Genomic DNA, 17,365 nt, shown 5'->3' with positions numbered 1-17,365 from the left:
CCACCTGCCAAGTCGGATCAGTCCGTCGGAGCCGCGATCTGGGCTTCGAGGTCGGCGACGCGGCGGTCCTGGAAGCGGAGGTTGGAGCGGGCGGCCTTGAGACGCTCGTCGAGGGTACGGGTGTCGGCTGTGAGCTGACGGACTCGTTGTCTGAGGGTGGTGTTCTCGGTGGTGATCCGCTGGATGGCTTCCTCAGTCCACTCGGCCTCCAAGTCCCGTACCTGGCCGAGGAGTTCACTGATGCGGGTCTGCTGGGCGAAGATCTCGCCGTGTGCGGTCTTGAGAGCGTCTTCGGCGTTCAGAGCGCGTTCGCGCCAGGTCGCCTCACGTTCCTCGTCCTGGTCGGCGAGCAACTGGGTCCGGCGGTCTCCGGCCTCGGCCATCGCGGAGGCGATGACGGCCCGGGCCTCGGGATTGTCATAGAGGAAGGTGCGGGAGACGTCCGCGCGACGGGCGACGGCGGCGACGCTGACCTGAGCCTTCTCGCGCCGGAGTCGGGCGATGGCCTCGCAGACCCGCTTCAGGGCAGTCTCGGTCTTCTGGCGGCGGGCGGCCAGGGCAGCGGCGGTGCGGGGGTCTGGAACGGCAGCGGTCTTCATGCGATGTCCTGCTCGGGGTCGTTGTCGGTTGTGCACGTATCGCTGTACTCGCTCTGCTCGGCGGCGCCCGCGTCGGCGAGGTCGGCGGCGCGGAAGGCGGTGGACCACACGCGGTGGAAGTAGTCCTGAGGTTTGCGCAGGTCCAGGGCGAGTGCGTCGTCGAGAAGGCCGAGGCCGGCCAGGGCCTTCTCCAAGCCGTCGATGGCACGGGCCGTGGGCTCGAAGTAGCGGTGCAGGTAGTCGGCGGTCGCGTCGTCGGGGGCGCCCTCGGCCAGCAGCCGCCACTGTTCGCGCTTGCGCCGCCAGTAGAGGAGGTCGGCGCCGGAGAGGACGAACTTGTCGCAGTTGTGGCAGTCGAGGTTCCAGGGGCAGGCGCCGCCGTCGACGACCGACTGGAAGGTGCAGAACCCGCCCTCGGCGGGGGTGCTGCGGCGGGCGAGGTCGATGGCGAGGGCCTGGGCCCGCTCGCGGGTGAGCGGGGTGACCTCCCCGACAAGGAGTTCGCCGGGTTGGGCGGTGCCGGGGCCGGAGACCCAGACGTGCTGGAGGACGTTCTCCAGGTCCTCGCTCGTCAGGTGGACGTAGTGCTCGGCCATCCCGTCCGAGACCTGGCCGAGATAGCGGCGGATGTGGGTGAGGGTCGCCCCGGCCCGAAGCAGATTGGTGGCCAGAGTGTGGCGAGCCTGATGGGGGACGAGCTGGCCGAGGTCAAGTTCGGTGACCCACTCCCGGAACTTTCGGTGAAACCACTGGTAGGACAGCGCGGTGGAGCCGTCGGGGTTACGGACCCTGCTGGCGAACAGGGCGAGTTGGGCGCGCTCGGTGCTGGTCGGGCGGCGTCCGTGTCGGGCGACGAAGCGGTCCAGCGTCTTGCGTTGCCGTTCGGCGAGGAGATCGTAGAGCCGGTCGGGGATACGGATCGCCGTGTCGTAGTTGCCGACCTTGGTCTGGTCGTGCCAGAACATCGGCAGACCGCCGTAGCGGCCGATGCAGTTCCAGCGCAGTTTGAGGACCTCGTTCACGCGGCGGCCGGTCAGCACGATGGTCTCCCAGATGTCCCGCATCCCCTGGTCATCGGGGTCGTACTGCTCCGCGAGCTGGGCGAGGTTGACCCCGTCGGCCAGGGCTCGGGCGACTTCATCGGGAAACGGACGCCGGGCCCGCAGCGGCTCGCCGCCGGCGAACGGCATGGCGATGATGAACTCCCGGTCCAATCTGAGCCGTTCGGCAGCGCCGTTCTCCAGCGCGTTCCGCAGCAGCTTGCGGACGCCGTTGAACACGTCGGTGCGGGTGACGGAGGTGACCGTCGACAGCTTGCCGTAGAGCCCCTTCATCACCAGCGAGGGCAGCCCATGGCGTTCACGATGGCGCTGGTCGGCGATGAAGCGGTGCATGTGCTCCACCCGCAAGGCGCTCGGGTCGTGGCCACCGCCCGGGGCGTCGACCTCTATGAACGCGCTCAGTTCGGTGCATGCCCGGCGTATGCCGTCGATGGGCACTGCGGTGCGCGGGCGGTGGGGCGAGCGGATCAGCTCGGCGGTGTAGTCCCAGAGCAGGTCACGCAGCCAGCGCTGGGTGATGCGGGTCAGGTCGATGTGGCTGGCCCGGTTATGGAAATGGATGCCGAAGTGGTCGGTCTCAAGGAATCCGGCGTCCCGCGTCTGCTCAGGGGTGAAGTAGACCAGTCGCAGGTAGTGGAGCATCTTCTTCACGATCGAGGTGTGGAAGCGAGGGAAGTCGTCCAGGTCCAGGTCGGTCAGCGAGCCGGCGTCGCGTTCGCGCGCAAGGTTGACGAGTTTCTGGATCCAGTCCAGGCGCCAGATGCTGTGCCGGTCCTGCTGGGTATGGGCGAACAGGGTGTACTGGATCTCGGCTCGCAGCAGTGGCCGCAGACCACGCAGGTTGACCACCCCTGGCCGCGGGGCCACCTCGACTGTCGCGCACCAGGTGCGGAAGGCGTTCTCGTCCGTGCAGGAGACGGGGACGGGTCGTCCTTGGCTCTCGTAGCGCTGCCACCAGCTGGCCGGAAGAGCCGCCCCGCCGGGGCGGCGGTCGCGCTTGTAGCGGTGCCAGTGCCAGCTGCACAAACCCAGCGGCGACTCTGCCAGCCCGGGACAGACGGTGGCCCTGCAGTTGCCGTAGCCCTCGCGTGGCTCCTGTTCAGCAACCCACTGCTCGAAGTCCACCTCGGTGTTGCGTGGGGCGGCGTAGTACTTCCAGGAGCTGTAGTGGCAGCGGCACAACCGCAGGTCGGTTCGCGGCTCAGCCGGCCGATCGGGACAGACCAAACATGGGCCTTCGCGTTCGAACTCGGCCCGGGCCAGCGGCTGTGCCGCGGTGAGGAACTCCGCCCGGGTCGTGCCCGACTCCCGCGCCTTTCCCCACTTCTGGAGATGGATGGAGCACAGCTCTGTCCCTCCGGACTTGACGCGTTCGCAGGCACCGACGACGCATCCCCACTGGTAGACGGGGTGGTCTTGGGGAACCCGGATGAGCGTCTCGCGGAAGAGCGGGTCGAAGAACGGGGCACCGATCAGCGCGGTAAGGATCTCCAGCCGGTCCCGGCCTTCGCGGTCGGGCCGTTCGGTGTAGAGCGGCAGCAGCGAGTTCGCGGTCACTTCGTCTCACCCCAGACCGTGCGAAGCGCGGCGTCGAAGACCGGGTCATGAACATCGACGTGGCCATAGACCTCGTCGACCATCGCGGCCGACGCCCAGCCGCCAGCGTCCCGGGCAATCAGGGTGTTGCCGTCCGCGGCATCGAGAACCGCCGAGGTAAAGGTGTGCCGGAAGGCATGGGGTTTCACCAGCCCCAGACCAGCGCGTTTCCCGGCCCGGCCGAGCATCCGGCGGGCGCCGACCGGTGCCCACGGCTGACCGGTATCGGCACCGTGCAGCTGGACCAGGAGCATGCCGTGCCCGGCGCCGCGCGGGTACTCGGTCGTCATGTACTCGAAGTAGGAGTGCACCATCGCCGGGCTGACCCGCTTGATCAGCCCGCCGGTCACCGTCCCGCGCTCGACCCGCCAGGAGTGCTTGGTCTTGGCCTCGGCCCGGTTCGGGTTGCCGGGCCGGTGGCAGACGTGCAGGTGCGGGGTGCGGCACTCGCCGCAGGCCGCGTTCTCCCGCAGGTGCAAATCGACCAGGTGCAGCCCGCAGAGCTCACCGATCCGAAGCCCGCCGTCGGCGAGCCAGTCGACGACCAGCCGATCCCGGGCGGCGTTCACCGCCCCCAGCAGCCTCTCCCTCGCCCCCTGCGGCAACATCTTCGGGTGGCGGCGGTGCGGCCCCTTCGGCGCCAGTGGGTTGGTCGGCAGCGTGTTTTTCACGTGCCCGAGGAACGAGCGGCGCTTGTCCACCCGCGACGGCAGCCGGGACGTGTCGAGCTTCTTGCCGAGCTCGCCGTTGATGCCGCGAGAAGCCTGCTGCAGGTAGAAACCCTTCAGGCAAGCCGCCGCGGTGGACAGGGCCGAGCGGCCGTAGGGGCGCTTGCCGACCCGCCACGGTTCCCCGAGCGGTATGCGAACCTCGGCACCGACGATCCCCATGTACCTTCCCAGGTCCCGCAGTTGGTCCGTGTCGAAGGCCAGGCATTCGCGCTCCAGCCACCGCAGGTGGTCCACCAGGTAGTACGCGTACGTCTTCTGCGTGCCCGAGCCCTCGTGCTCACGCAGGAACCGGTCCGCCTCCGTGTGCAGTGATCCCTCGGGCCAGACGATCGTCCACGACCGCTGCCCGTCCTTCCGCTCGTTCCGCTGGTCCCTCAAGTTTTCGACCACGATGTGCCGTACCACTTGTCCTCCGTACCGACTCCAGAACATGACAGACGTCCCGGACACGGTCGGTAAACAAACCCAGGACGTGCTGGTCACAGTCCCAGACGGACATCAAGGGCAGGACTACGGGCGGTCGGTAAAGTCCAGCCTGAGCAGCACCGTTGGCTATGGCGCCTGACCCGCACAGCTACCTGCTTCAAAGAAATTGGCCAGGGCGGGCCGCAGCCACCGGGGCGACGCAGTACGGATCCCCCCGCTCACGGGCGCTGCGCGATGACGGACCCGGCGGCGGCAATCCGCAACGCGAGGGAACGGCCGGCATCCGGGTGCGCGGCGAAACCGGCACAGACCGCTCCGGGCCGGTCCTTGCCGGGGGCCGGTCTCGTGGCAGACGGTGTGCCCCTCGTCCTCAACGCATGCGCGGACCAAGGCGGCGAACCGGCCCGGCGCGAGATTGCCGGCGCTCTCGCGTCGGAAGTCACACGTTCCGCTGCGCTCCGACACCACCCGGACCCGGAGGGAGCCTGGGTCGGCGACCGAAACGGTCCGCGCTGGAGGCGGCGGTGGCTGGGGTGCGGGCATGGTGTCCTCGGCATGGGGTCGGCGTGTGGGCGTAGAAGATGCTCGACGAGCATATCCAGCGGCGGGCCCCGCCGGGCTGCGCCGCTAGGACGGCACTGGCAACGGGAACCGGATGCCGCTAACTTCCCCAGCATGACTACCCGGTTCGACTCCCAATTCGGCGGCGTCCTGCAATCCGCGCGCGAGGTCCTGCCAGAGGAATCCGTGCTCGTCCTGGAGCGCAAACTCCGCCAGATCCACACCGAGCGGCCCGACCTGGATGTTCCGGAGGTCGTGAACATGGCGTTCGACGTCATTTCGGGGGAAGTGATCGATGCCCGCATCGCCATGGAGGATGCGGGTGCGCGCGCCGATGAAGCGGCTGCCGCCCAAGCAGCCCACCTCGCCTCCATTCAACGCATTCAAGAACGCACCTACGAGCTGGATTGTCTCGAAAAGCAGTACCCCGGGAGGGCCACCATGGCCGAGGTGCTCGCTGCCGCTGGGATCTCCTGGGCGTACTTGGGGCTGACCGAGGAGGACGGTCTCCTCGTCGAAGAGATCCGCCGCGAGATGCGGTAGGGGACTGCCTCGCCCGGGCGGCCGCCACCGCGCCCCCGGGCCGTCGGCGGTGACCGTGCCAGGGATGCTTACACCGCGGTCGCCAGCGAAAGGCTGATGACCGAGATCCTGGCCCTCACCAGGTCCTCCAGGCCGCCACCACCATCCGCCTGCGCTGACCGGAAGCCCCTCCGTGCCGCCACTCGTCGCCTCCCTCGGTTCGTTCCCGGCGGCCCCCGAGTCATCGGCTACTGGGACTCCGAGCCACCCGCCGCTAGGAAGTGAGTCGAATCGTTCGGCCCGTACGTGGTCCCCAGCACCACCACCGTCGTCACAGCCGTGTCGTGGACGGCGCGCACGGACGCGGCAGCGGGACGACCGCCGTGGGCCAAGCATCCGGTCTGTTCCATGGGCATGGGCTGGGGAGGGTTCCGAGTGGCCGGGTGCGGGTTGGCGTGGTGGTTACGGGTGGGGGTCTTTCTGTGCGGTCGGGTCGGTGGTGTGCAGGTGGGCGAGAGCGGCCTGGAGGGTCTGTCCGGCGGTGAGGGCGCTGGTGTTGATGACGTGGCCCTGGGCGTGCATCCAGGAGTCGGCGGCCGCCTGGTAGTCGGCGGCCCGGCGTTGCCGGAAGGCGCGTACGGCCTCGCCGGGGAAGTCGTCGCTGTCGGCGATCCGCTGCCGCAGTGCATCCGGTCCGGCGTGCAGGACCAGGTGGTGGAAGCCGGGGCCGCGTCGGCGCAGCGGGGTGAAGAGGTCGGTGGCGTGGCGGGGGTCGAGGACGGTCATGGGCACGATGACGGGGCCGCCGGTGTAGTTGGCCAGGTTCGTGATGAACGCGAGGGTCAGGTGCCGCCAGGGCGGGTGGTCCTGATAGTCGCCGGTATGGCGCTTGTGCCCGTCCAGGGCCTCCTGCAGCAGGCTCCCGACGCCTTCCGGGTCGGCGATCACCGCTCCGTCCAGAGCCTTCCGCAGCCCGGTGGCCAGGGTGCTCTTCCCCACGCCGAACGCGCCGTTGAGCCAGACGATCACGTCCTGTCACCCGCTGTCGCGCCTGTTCCGGGCGGCGGGACCGGGCAGGGTACATGTGCCTCAGGGTCCGTCCGGCGCTTTTCCGCTGCCGTGGGCGATCCGCCCGGTGTGCGCAGCACCAGCGCCGCCAGGCCTTCCGTGTCGAACCGGGTGACTTCCTCGAAGCCGTCCGCGACCACGGTGAGTTCGTCCTTGTCCAGGGCGATGTGCCGCCGTTCGCCGGGGGTGCTCTCCGCGACCGGGGTGATGACGACGAGTGCACCGCCCGTGCGCAGCTTTCCGCCCAGCAAACGCAGTACCGACGCTCGCGCGATGATGAAGGCGATGCTCAGCCGCAACGTGACCAGGTCGTATCCGCCCTCCTCACCTGCGGGAGGGCGGGGCAGCGGATCCTGCTCGATATCCAGACACAGCCAGCGCACCCCCCGCACCTGCTGGTGCTCCGTACGCGCCCGGACCAGGGCTGCCTCGGTGAAGTCGACCGCGTCGACCGAGAAGCCCATACCGGCCAATGTGACGGCCAGTTCACCCGTGCCGCAGCCGATGTCGAGGGCTCGCCCGCCGACCTCGGGAGCCGGGGCATGCTCGGCCAGCAACGCCCGCTCACCTTCGCCCAGAGGACGAAACCCCTGCCCTGTGGAGTAGTGCTCCTGCCACGCACTCTTGGGGACTTTCTTCAAAACCCGGCTCCTCTCGTCGTTGTGCGGCTCGCTACGTCTGATTCCCCTGGGGGCTCCGGGCGGCCGCTGGCACTCGCTCCCTGAGGGGCGAGCAGCCCGTCGGGGCAGGTCACGGGGCAGCTCTTACACGGAACGGGTGCGGGTCAGGGAGCTGCCAGGACAGGCCGCGGCACGCGGAGACGGCCCGCTGTGCGCCGTCCGGGCCGACGTCGAGGCGGTAGCGGCCCGGGGAATCTGCCGCCCGCCACCGGACAGCGAGGTCCTGGAGTTCTGTCCAGATGTCGCGCGGCCCCTGAGCCGTGACACTCCATGCCTGGGGGCCCACCCGCCCGGCGCACATCCACGACCCGCAGGCGGGCGCACCGATGACCAGATGCTCGGCGCCGAAGTCCCGCACGAGGGCCCCACCGGGACAGTGGTCGGCTGCCGGCCAGAAACCGCGGTCGGTGTCCGCGGGCAAGGCCGGCTCGCTCTGGTGCGTCCACGTCCCGGTCCGGTGGTGATGCGCTGACGGAACCGATCGGTGAGCCAGATCCGTTCCAGGCCGTGCCCGGCCGGGTGGGTGAACTCCACGCACCGGTCGGGCTCCCGGACCTGAGGGACGCCGGACCAGTGCCGGGCCCGGTAGAAAAGCTGGATCCTCGGCCTCGCGGCAGGCGAGTCGACACTGTGGACCAGGTGGGCCAGCTCGACCTCGTCGGGTTCGATGATCAGCCCGGCCTCCTCCCGGGCTTCCCGGACGAGGCAACTGGTCGTTTCTTCTCTCTCACAGTGCCCTGCCAAGGCGTGCCACTCGCCTCCCGCGTACGCAGAGGCGGGGTGACGCAGTCCGAGGAGGACCCGTCCGTTGTCGTCCTGTAGGTAGAGGTGGACACCGACGATGTGGAGCTCAGTCCCCTCAGGTGCCTCGTGAGGCAGTAGAGGGGCGTTGCCCGGCGGGGGTTGGGCGGTCGGGTGCCGAGGCGGGACCCCTCGGCCTTCGTCGGGGTGGCGGCCCGGGCCGGGAACAGCGGCGTTCACTGCGGGCCGCCCTTCACCGGGTTCGCATCCGAGGCAGGGGAGTGGCCCGGCTGAGAGGGAACGGCCGGTGCGGTGGCCCCGTACTGGGCTGCCTGGGCGGTGTACATCGACCGGTAGATACCGTCAGGTACGGCCATGAGCTGTTCATGGGTGCCCTCTTCGGCGAGCCGGCCCTGGTCGAGGACGTAGATGCGGTCGGCGTTGGCCGTGGCCGCGAGACGGTGCGTCACGAGCAGGACCGCGTGGCCTTCCTCCGCGAGGGACCACAGGCTGTCGAACGCGGCGATCTCCGCGTGCGGGTCGAGGGCCGAGGTCGGCTCGTCGACCAGGAGAAAGGGGGCCGCTCGGTAGAGACTCCGCGCCGTGCCGAGCTTCTGCCACTGACCGCCCGACAGCTGGACTCCTCGCTCGTACCCCTTGAAAACGATGGAGTTCCAGCCGTGGCGCAAGCCCTCGATCAACTTCAGGACACCGGCCGACCGGGCGGCGGACTCCACCCGGTCCATGTCGCGGACACGGTCGCCGGCCCCGATCGCCACATTCGCGGCCGCGGTCATCTCCCAGCGGGGGAAGTCCTGCGCGAGCAGCCCCACCGAGGCGAAGATCCCGGCCCGGTCGGCCTCCCTGAGCTCCACCCCGTCACTGCCGTCGCCGGCCTGCCACCACACGTTGCCGGCCGGGGGCAGCAACAGCCCCGACAGCACCCTGGTCAGGGTGGTCTTGCCGGATCCGTTCGCGCCGACCAGCGCAGTCACCTCGCCACGCCGGACCCGCAAGCTGACGTCCCGCAACGCAGGGGAATCGGCCCCCGGGTAGGTGTACGACACGTTCTCCACAAGAACCTGACGGACAGGGGCCGGCAACGGGGCACCGGTGGCGGGGATGGCGTTCGCCGTAGCCAGGGCAATGGCCTCCTCGGTGTCGGTCAGGAACAGCAACTCCTCGTACAGCCGGTTGACCTGCTGGACCAGCGAGGTCAACCGGGCCGTCGACGCACGGATCGCAAGGACCGCCGTACCGCCCACCGCGAGCGGCAGTGACCCGTCGGCCAGCAGCCACCACAGCACTCCGTAGCAGGCCAGCGACGCGATGCCCGCGAACCCACCGGCGACCAGGTCGGTAAAGGCCTGAGCACGGGCCAGACGCCGCTGCTCCGCCTCGGTTTGGCGGGACATCTCCTCATAGCTCTTGAGGAGCTTCGTCCCTGCGGCGTGCACACGGATCTCGCCCTGCGCGTGCGGGCGGGTCAGGAAACCCAGGAGCGAGGCGATGGCCCGCCGGTGGTCGATCCAGTGCAGTTTCGACATGTACTCGCGGCGTGCCGAGCGCACCGCGCCCCATCCCTTGGGCAGGGCGATCACGAGCAGCATCGGCAGCAGCATCCAGTGCAGCGACGCCAGAACAACGGCGGCCGCCACCATCGCAATGAGAACGTTGCCGACCCCGACGGACAGCCCCAGCATGCTGCGGGCGGAGTCCGTGCCGAACCGGCCCGCCTCCAGCACCCTTTGTACCTCCGGGCGTTCGGTGGCCTCCAGCTCGACCCGCGTGACCGCCGTGTAGTAGCGCGCCGAGACCGCCCGCTCCACCTGCGGCTCCAGCCGGCCGGACATCGCCGTCGACCACGCCATCAGCAGGGCCGCGATCACCGCGGTCACCGCCAGTACCGACAACGCGGGCAGAGCCTCACGCAGCTTCTCCGCCGTCGGGCCCTGCGCGAACAGGTTCGTGAGCACACTGTTGACCGCCACCAGCCCCCACGCCGCGGCCACCCCCTGACCGAGCTGCGCGGCGACCACCCCCGCCATAGCCCGCGGGTCCGTCTGCCGGCCGGTACGGAGCACCAGTGTGATCATGCGCGGCAGCGCGGCCGCCATGTGCCGGAAGGAGAGCCTCGTCAGCGGGCCCTCATGACGGACGTACGACTGGTCGTAGCGCAGCGGCCCGCCGTAGAGCTCCCGCTCCGCATCAGAGATGGTCTTCTGCGCCGGTGTCCTCTTCGTGCCCTGCGGGGTATTGCGGCGTGAGCCGGTCGGCATCGAGTGATGCTCCTTCCTGACGGTCCGGGGGATCGCCGGGTTCAACGAGCACTCCGGGACTTCGAACACATGCGTTCCGGCCGAACCTCGAACCCCTGTTCACCACGGTGAATGGCCAGTGCGCGATACACCGGTCCTTGCCTCCCAACGGCGCCTGCAGGCAAACCTGTTGGCCGAAACGCCGCCGGTCCCGGCTGCCCGCTCGGCGGCATACGGGCCAAGCGGACCCGCACACCGCCGTCCCTGCCGTCGATGGCGCCCGTGGACGACGGGGACGCGGCCGCCGGTTCGGGCGTTCGCGGCAATGGGCGCCCGGCAAGCGGTTGGGCGATGGCACCGCCCCGCGTGAAGGCCCCCGGCCCGGTAGTGCTCAACCGCCCACTGAAATGTTCAGTCACACCCGGCGGTTCTCCAGATGGTGCAGTTGACGGTGAAAGGCCCGGCAGTGGGGTGGGGTGCGGTTGTCGAGCCGCCTCGTCGCGGGCCTGACCGCACGGATCGGCCGGGAGCTCGCCGCAGCGGGAGAGATCGGGGGGGAGTGGTCGACGGGAGACCTGCACCGGTCTGGACACTGGCCTCGTGGCCGAGGCCCCTCGCAGGGTCGGGCCGCCCCTGCACCCTCACAGGCGGCAGCATCCGCTGACGGGCGCCGGCTGCGTGAACGGTAGCTGCTGGTCAGCGGGCGATGTTCGTGTGGTTATGATCAGCTGATCAGGCAGGGGGAGACGTGAGTTGGCTGCCATGGGCAATCAGTGGCATGGGTGCGGTGTTCCTCGTCGTGGCTGGGGTCGGATACTGCACGAGGCCCGACGGCCCTGCCGATGCCGTCCGTATCCACCGCGTCTACCGCGTGCTGCTGCCGCTCGTGATCGGCTGGGTTTGCTTCGTGGGCTGGTTTCCCCAGGCCCTCGATGCCCCGTGGCTCGTGGCGGACATCTGCCGACTGATCGCGCTGGCGCCGGCGATCGTATTCTTCGCCGCACGACGCCGCGCATGCCGGCCGCCCAACTGCTCGTCCCGGCAGGGATAGCACATGTGGTGAAAGTGGCAAGAGATGCCGGGGCACGCGGCTCGTGACCGACGCCACCCACCGCACTGCTGCGGACGACGACGCGCTTCTGGAGAGGCTGCACGCACTCGCATGGGGTGCGGGAGGCGCGATCCCCTCCCGCGGAAGCCTCCCCGACAAGCCCTTCCCGCCTGTCACGATCACCGAAGTCGAGCACGCGGAACGGAAGCTCGGATATCGGCTGCCCGAGTTGCTTCGGCGTGTCTACACCGAGATCGGTGACGGAGGATTCGGGCCGGACGGCGGCCTCGCATCACTGATACCGCGCAGCATTCCGCACTGGCATGTGCGGGACTGGCCCTGCGCAACCGCCGTACATGGCCAGCGGCCAGGATGGGGCCCACCGACCTCGTGGTTCTTCCTTACGGGTGGCGGCTGCACCATGGAGTGGTACGTCTCTCTGAAAGCAATCGACAGCCCGGTGCTTCTCTGGGACGCCGATGGCTGGGTTCCCGAATGGGGCCAGAACCCTCACGACGGCCTGCGCTACGCAGCACCGTCTCTGCGTCACTGGCTGTGGACCTGGGCGGATGGAGGGGACGTATGGGACGAGGCACTGGCACAGACCAAGAAGGACGTCAGCAACTGAACGTAGCGCCCACGGCGATTTACATGGCACGGAGAACGCAGAGTAAGTCTGCACAGAGCGCCCTCCTCACGAGTCGAATCACCCAACCTGTGGTGCCATCTCAGGGCCGTCACCTGGCATAGGCTCAATACTGAAGAAGCCCCCATGGTGTCTTGTCGTTGGGGGTCGCCATCGCGCGCCCCGCCTGGTTGTGTTGATGTGCGTCAGACCCTCTGGCAGGGTGACGCTGCAAACCGGGCAGGGGAGTTCGATCTTGGGCAGGACCAACGACCCAGCGCCGGTCAAGACGTGGCCGCAGTCTTCAAATGGGACGGGCCCATGCTGAAGCAGGTCGCCGAGGGTGCACAGATCCACCGGAGTGTGTTGCTCAAGAAGCACCGTTGTCGTGCATGGCAGGGACGGCGTGCTACTCGTGGACGTCGGGATTACCGGCGCCGAAATGACCTGCCTGGCGAACGGCCTTCGTGAGCTGGGCCCGTGGTGGCAGACTTCTCGACGCATCCTGATTGGGATGTCCTCATCCCCGGAAACGGGTCCGTCGCCAGGGACGAGGCGGTACGCGCAAGGATCAACCTGGATCGAGCGTACGTGGAGGACCTACGTGACGCCCGGGTTTCCAGTGACCCACGGGTCGTATCGCCCAAGCCTGGCCGGGAGTGGTCAAGCGACATTCACGAAGGTCAGGCCCGAAGCCTCGCCCGAAGAAGCGAGCGCGAGAGAGCACGCCTGACCCCTTGGCCCGGAAACGCCCCGGAACAACTGGTCAGAGATGGGACAGGGGCGGGAGATACGGGGAGCTACCTCGTATCTCGCTCCACGGTCTGGATGCGCGGTATGAAGGGCGCCTGACAGGTAAAACACCTGCTCAGGCGCCCCTTTTTCTGTGTCTAGAAGAAGCCCAGCTTCTTCGGCGAGTACGACACCAGAAGATTCTTCGTCTGCTGGTGGTACAGCCGTTGCGCTCCCCTGACCTGCATAAATGCTTCGTTGGTGGGGGAGTTAGCAGGCTCAGGCCCGTGCATGGTCCGGATCTTGGTGGGGCAACGCAGCGGTAGGGGACGGCGTCAACCTGCAGGCCGGAGTGGGTTGCCTGTCCGCGGCCAGCGCACGGACCAGATGACCCCCGATGAATCCCGCACCACCGGTCACCAGGACGGGCCGGCGGTGCTGAACGACGTCCTGCACTGATGTCTCCCCTGGACGACTCGGCGTCCCATGGGCTCCCTCGCTCGACAACTACTCGGGCAGCAGTCCCGCCGCTGTCTCTCGGTCATCGAAAGCTCTTCTCGGAACGGGCCATCGCGATCCTTCCCCGTATTCCGGAGGAACCGACCTGCGCGTGGGTCGCCCGGATGTTCGCCCGGTGCCGACCCGGCAGCGACGTCGCAGGGCCGGCGACATCGTTCGCGATGAGCGGAGGGACAAACGGCCACGCACCCCGCGACCGCCTGTCTGGTCAGAATCCCGGACCGCCTGACCACCACCACACGCCCTACCGTCGCGCCTCGGCTGGTGGAGCGCTGCGCCGCCCGGTGGGCGCTGCGGCAGCCGGACAGGGCACCCCGGACGCGGCCACGGCCGCCGCGCGACCAAGCGGCGATACCGCACTCGGCTCTGCGGTATCACGGCAGGGCCGCAGAGCACTTGTCGGGCCGCGTCCTCGTCCTGGGGCCATACCTCGTCCAGGACGAGTTCGGCGCAGCTGCACGATTCCGGGTCGGCGAAGGTCGGGCATATGCGGTCCTCGTGGTGGTCCTGGCCGCCGTGCACGGTCTCGGTCACGCGGGTCCTCCTGGTGGATGGAGTGGTGCGGTACTCCCGTACACCGCCTCGGTTCCCGGGGCGGCAGAGCCGGGCGGAGGACACCAGAGTTGAGGCCGGTGTGACTGGTGTGACGTGCCGGGGGCAGCGATGGCTGCGGCGGCCGGGCTGGGGGTTCACCGCATCGGACGCGGCAGCGATGGCTGCGGCGGCCGGGCTGGGGGTTCACCGCATCGGACGGCGGTGACGGGTCCGGCTGCGCGCAGCCCCCTCTGCAGGTAAGTAGTCGGCGTCGCCGGGCCGGTGCTGGGTGCCCCTTGTCCTCCAGGTCGGAGCGCGTTTCCGGGGCCCGCCGCACAAGCACCCCTATGCGACCAGAGGCGCGATCTGGTCGCACCGCCCCGGCCGGGGCGGATGTGTACGTCTGGGGGTGTCGCTGTACGCGGCGCCGGGGTTGCCGGATTCCTCCCATGCCTTGCAGTCGTTGCGGTTGCCGGGCAGGGGCTGGCCGATCACGACGACCAGGCGGGTGTCGGCGTCGATGACGACCTGGTGGTTGGTGGAGTACCTGTAGTTCTTGGACTGCTCCGCCACTGCGTGGTCTTGGGTTGGGATCAGGGTGCCGTCCACGATGAGCACGGTGTCCTTGGTGAACCGCTTGCGGGGTTGGAGCGCGAGCATCGGCCCCAGGTGGTCGATGATGCGGTCCGCTGCCGACTTGGACAACCCGAAGAGCGGGGCAATCTGGCGCATTGTCAAGTTCGTGCGCCAGTAAGCCACGACCAGCAGAGCCCGGTCCTCCAGCGGGAGGCTCCACGGCTGGCCCCTGCGGACCGCATCCGCACCCTCGCGCCGCAGTACGGTAACCAGCTTGCCGAACAGGCGAGGGCTCAGCCCGGAGAACGGGGCTATCCAGAACGGCTCCGAAGCCGTGATCACACCAGACACCGGGAGATCATTTCACTCGTCACCGGATGTCCTCTTTCACCGCAGCTCTGGACGGTCTCACCGAACCTTGTGCGGCGCTCCTCGTAGGCCCCGGTGACCTGAGTCAGCCGAAGAGGGCAACGAGTCCATTCACCCAGATCGCGAGGAACACAAGGGCCGCCACCAGACAGCCGAAGCCCGCCAGCACACCGCCGACCGTCCACGGCTCGGAGGGCGCCTCGTACTTCCCTTCCAAATCGTCCCCGTAGGAGGTGGGGTCGTCCCAGTCGACGGGGTGTCCTAGCTTTTCGGCGCAGGCGGTCCGCACCGCGACCAGCTGTCCCTCTGAGAAGGCGGTGGCGGCCTTCGCCTCAGGGCCGTGCCAGGCGAGGGCCTTCATCCGCCACCCAGGAGACCCGTATCGCGCTTCGAAGGCGGCGGTCTCGTCGGCATTCCGGTCCTCTTCGAGGTACATCCAGCGTCCAGCCTCGGCGGCGTCGCCGTAAAGCCGGTACACCTCGGCCAGACGACGGCGGAGTGTCAGGTCGTGCGGGAAGGACGAGATGAGACCGCGCAGGCGCTGGCGCGCGACGGGAACCCGGCTGGCGGCCAGGTCTGCATCGACTCGGGCAAGTGTCTCTCTCAGGGGCATGAACGCATGATCGTGTACCGCACTGACCTACGTCGACCTGGTTTTGTCGCTCAGCACTCGCTCGCTCTCAACGGCATCGGCTGAACCTCACTCAGAAGGGACACTGCCAGTTACGGGACAGCCCTTCGCTTGACTCTGTCGGGGATCTTGAAGGTGCCGGTCAGGTTCCCAGGGTTCGCCAGGACTTCGGCCGGGGTATCTCGCGCTGGTCGAGGTAGTGCTGGAAGGCAGTCGGTCGGCGGGACGTCGGTGTTTCTTCGGCCGGTGGCAGTCCGCTGAGGCGCTCGATGTTGACGGCAATGCCCGTCAGAACGTGCTGGATGTGGGCCTTTCCCTGTCCTCGGTAGCGGCAGCGCCGCATTCCGTGGCCGTGGGCGAACTCGTTGACCGTGCCCTCCACTCCCGAGCGGACCGCATAGCGGGTCTTCCACTCGGGCGTCTGTTGCTCCGCGCGGACGCGAAGTTGCAGGTCATGGAGTTCTTTCGGGGGAAAGCCCACAGTTCGGGCACTGTCCGCGGTGGAGGTGCACTGAGTGCGGGCCGGGCAGGGACGGCACTGACTCTTGGTGAACCTGGCCACGATCAGCGGGGCCGCAGTGGGCGAGGAAGTCGGATAGGGGCTGTGCCAGCCCGCGCTGACCTGCCCCTGAGGGCAGGTGACCTGCTGACGGTCGTAGTCGATGTGGAAGTCGTCCCGGGCAAAGCCCTCGCCTCGGCGGTGCTGGCGGGTGGGATTGCCCGGCAGTGGTCCGGTGACGGTGACCTGGTGTTCTCGGGCGGCTTGTGCCAGGTGGGGCAGGGACGTGTAGCCGGCGTCGACCAGGTGCTCGGCGGGCAGCAGCCCACGGCACGCCAGACGAGTGTGGATGCCGGGCAGGACCTGACTGTCGTGGGTGGTGGCCGCGGTGGTGGCCACATCCGTGATCACATTCGGGCCGCCGGGAGCGCACGTCTCCGTCAGATGAGCGGCAAACCCCTTCCAGCTGATGATGCGCCCGTGCCTCGCGTAGCGGGCCGAGGTGTCGTACGGCGAGACGACTGCCCGGGACGAGGGCGGCAGCCCGGGTCCGCCTTCCTTCTCGGCGGTGCGCCAGCGCAGTCGGCCTGCCTGGTCACGGTGGTAGTTCTGCACCATGATCTGGCGCAGGGCCTGGACGCGGGGGCCGGACGTGGGGCCTGTTTCGCGCCGGTAGAGGTGTTCCAGGAGCCGGACAGCATCGTCCCCGGCGGTCAAGATCCTGGTCGTGGGCTTGGTGGGGTTCCTGCCCAGACGGACCGGCCGACCGTAGCGGCGGCCCCACTCCTCATCGACCAGTTCGTCCAGCAGGTGAGGGGACACACCGGCGACTTCTTCGAGTGCGGCGCGGACCGCCTCGGTGACCAGCTCCAGACGGGTCAGGTCACGCACCGCTGCCAGGACGTGGGTGGAGTCGGTGCGCTGCGTGGTGCGCTCGCGCACCAGGCCGGCCTCCTTGAGACGGGCCAGCACGAGGTCGAGGAGGCGGTCAGCGCGGTCGCCTTCGGCGAGACGGTCGCGGAAGTCGGCCAGCACGCTGTGATGGAACCCGGGATCCTCCAGTTCCATCGCCATGGCGTACTTGAAATCGATGCGACAGCGGACTGCCTCGGCGGCCTGCCGGTCCGACAGCCCGAGCAGGAACTGCAGCACACAGACGGTGGCCAGTTGAGCAGGCGAGATCCCCGGGCGCCCATCCCGTGGGTACCAGTCGGCGAAGTCCTCGTCGCACCACAGCCCATCGAGGCGATCGCGTACCCATATCGCCGTCGTACCGCCCGGATTGCTCGCCCGCGCGATCCGCGCGGTCAGAGAAGGGACTTGCTCACCGGAACGGGGGCGAAGGGACAACGGGCACCTCGACAGCTGCATCGGCCGGCGGAACTACTCGAGCATGCCCGTTGATCATGCTGCCGCACCGAGGAATTCCAAGATCCCCGACAGAGTCAAGTTAGCAGTCATGCCGTTGGTGAACTCCTGTATCGGAAAAGCGCCCTCTCTGTTAGATAATCCCATTTTCGCTGTCTTCCTCGTCGGAATCATGAGACCGCGCAGGTGGGAGCCCCATGGAATCCCGTCATGCAATT

General features: G+C 68.6%; 12 protein-coding genes and 2 pseudogenes. 3 read left to right on the top strand and 11 right to left on the bottom strand.

Annotated elements, in window-relative coordinates:
* Positions 1-17: 17 nt before the first annotated feature.
* The 3 genes from OG251_RS39730 to OG251_RS39720 are packed head-to-tail and all read right to left on the bottom strand — an operon-like array spanning position 18 to position 4,392.
* Complete coding sequence (locus OG251_RS39730; protein ID WP_326682124.1) at positions 18-599, bottom strand: DUF6262 family protein; 582 nt, start codon at positions 597-599, stop codon at positions 18-20.
* A complete protein-coding gene (locus OG251_RS39725; RefSeq protein ID WP_326682123.1) occupies positions 596-3,217 on the bottom strand; it encodes a tyrosine-type recombinase/integrase in 2,622 nt (873 codons plus the stop codon). The genes OG251_RS39730 and OG251_RS39725 overlap by 4 nt, the downstream gene beginning before the upstream one ends.
* Positions 3,214-4,392: a tyrosine-type recombinase/integrase gene (locus OG251_RS39720; RefSeq protein WP_326682122.1), complete on the bottom strand. Its 1,179-nt coding sequence runs from the start codon at positions 4,390-4,392 to the stop codon at positions 3,214-3,216. Before OG251_RS39720 ends, OG251_RS39725 begins: the two co-directional genes overlap by 4 nt.
* A gap of 696 nt (positions 4,393-5,088) precedes the next feature.
* Here OG251_RS39720 and OG251_RS39715 point away from each other — a divergent pair.
* Positions 5,089-5,517, top strand: coding sequence for a hypothetical protein (locus tag OG251_RS39715; RefSeq protein WP_326682121.1), 429 nt, complete (start codon positions 5,089-5,091; stop codon positions 5,515-5,517).
* A 441-nt stretch (positions 5,518-5,958) separates the two neighbouring features.
* Here OG251_RS39715 and OG251_RS39710 read toward each other — a convergent pair whose 3' ends face one another.
* The 5 genes and pseudogenes from OG251_RS39710 to OG251_RS39690 form a co-directional block, all read right to left on the bottom strand.
* Positions 5,959-6,525, bottom strand: a complete 567-nt coding sequence (locus OG251_RS39710) for an AAA family ATPase (protein WP_326682120.1) — start codon at positions 6,523-6,525, stop codon at positions 5,959-5,961.
* A complete protein-coding gene (locus OG251_RS39705; RefSeq protein ID WP_326682119.1) occupies positions 6,522-7,205 on the bottom strand; it encodes a class I SAM-dependent methyltransferase in 684 nt (227 codons plus the stop codon). The genes OG251_RS39710 and OG251_RS39705 overlap by 4 nt, the downstream gene beginning before the upstream one ends.
* Positions 7,206-7,314: 109 nt before the next feature.
* Positions 7,315-7,665, bottom strand: coding sequence for a hypothetical protein (locus OG251_RS39700; protein WP_326682819.1), 351 nt, complete (start codon positions 7,663-7,665; stop codon positions 7,315-7,317).
* A 167-nt stretch (positions 7,666-7,832) separates the two neighbouring features.
* A pseudogene (locus OG251_RS39695) lies at positions 7,833-8,225 on the bottom strand (NUDIX domain-containing protein); the annotation flags it as partial.
* Entirely contained in the window at positions 8,222-10,264 is a 2,043-nt protein-coding gene (locus tag OG251_RS39690) for an ABC transporter ATP-binding protein (RefSeq protein WP_326682118.1), read from the bottom strand. The gene OG251_RS39690 and the pseudogene OG251_RS39695, both read right to left, overlap by 4 nt.
* 757 nt (positions 10,265-11,021) lie before the next feature.
* On the opposite strand from OG251_RS39690, the gene OG251_RS39685 reads away from it, so the two are divergent.
* Positions 11,022-11,294, top strand: a complete 273-nt coding sequence (locus OG251_RS39685; protein WP_326682117.1) for a hypothetical protein — start codon at positions 11,022-11,024, stop codon at positions 11,292-11,294.
* A gap of 43 nt (positions 11,295-11,337) precedes the next feature.
* Positions 11,338-11,922 carry an SMI1/KNR4 family protein gene (locus OG251_RS39680; RefSeq protein WP_326682116.1) on the top strand — a complete coding sequence of 195 codons (585 nt, stop codon included), beginning with the start codon at positions 11,338-11,340 and terminating at the stop codon, positions 11,920-11,922.
* 2,205 nt (positions 11,923-14,127) lie between these two features.
* Here the strand turns inward: OG251_RS39680 and OG251_RS39670 are convergent.
* From OG251_RS39670 to OG251_RS39660, 3 genes and pseudogenes are all read right to left on the bottom strand, one after another.
* A pseudogene (locus tag OG251_RS39670) lies at positions 14,128-14,631 on the bottom strand (transposase family protein); the annotation flags it as partial.
* 103 nt (positions 14,632-14,734) lie between these two features.
* A complete protein-coding gene (locus tag OG251_RS39665) occupies positions 14,735-15,262 on the bottom strand; it encodes a DUF6584 family protein (protein ID WP_326682115.1) in 528 nt (175 codons plus the stop codon).
* Positions 15,263-15,422: 160 nt separating this feature from the next.
* Positions 15,423-17,129, bottom strand: a complete 1,707-nt coding sequence (locus OG251_RS39660) for an IS1182 family transposase (protein ID WP_326682114.1) — start codon at positions 17,127-17,129, stop codon at positions 15,423-15,425.
* Positions 17,130-17,365 lie beyond the last annotated feature (236 nt).

Source organism: Streptomyces sp. NBC_01237 (assembly GCF_035917275.1).
In the GTDB taxonomy this organism is placed as follows: domain Bacteria; phylum Actinomycetota; class Actinomycetes; order Streptomycetales; family Streptomycetaceae; genus Streptomyces.
This window is presented reverse-complemented; position numbering and strand designations above follow the sequence as displayed.

Coding starts and splice junctions, on each gene's coding strand:
- OG251_RS39730 (WP_326682124.1), bottom strand. CDS start 599: ATGAAGACCGCTGCCGTTCCAGACCCCCGCACCGCCGCTGCCCTGGCC.
- OG251_RS39715 (WP_326682121.1), top strand. CDS start 5,089: ATGACTACCCGGTTCGACTCCCAATTCGGCGGCGTCCTGCAATCCGCG.
- OG251_RS39690 (WP_326682118.1), bottom strand. CDS start 10,264: ATGCCGACCGGCTCACGCCGCAATACCCCGCAGGGCACGAAGAGGACA.
- OG251_RS39685 (WP_326682117.1), top strand. CDS start 11,022: ATGGGTGCGGTGTTCCTCGTCGTGGCTGGGGTCGGATACTGCACGAGG.
- OG251_RS39665 (WP_326682115.1), bottom strand. CDS start 15,262: ATGCCCCTGAGAGAGACACTTGCCCGAGTCGATGCAGACCTGGCCGCC.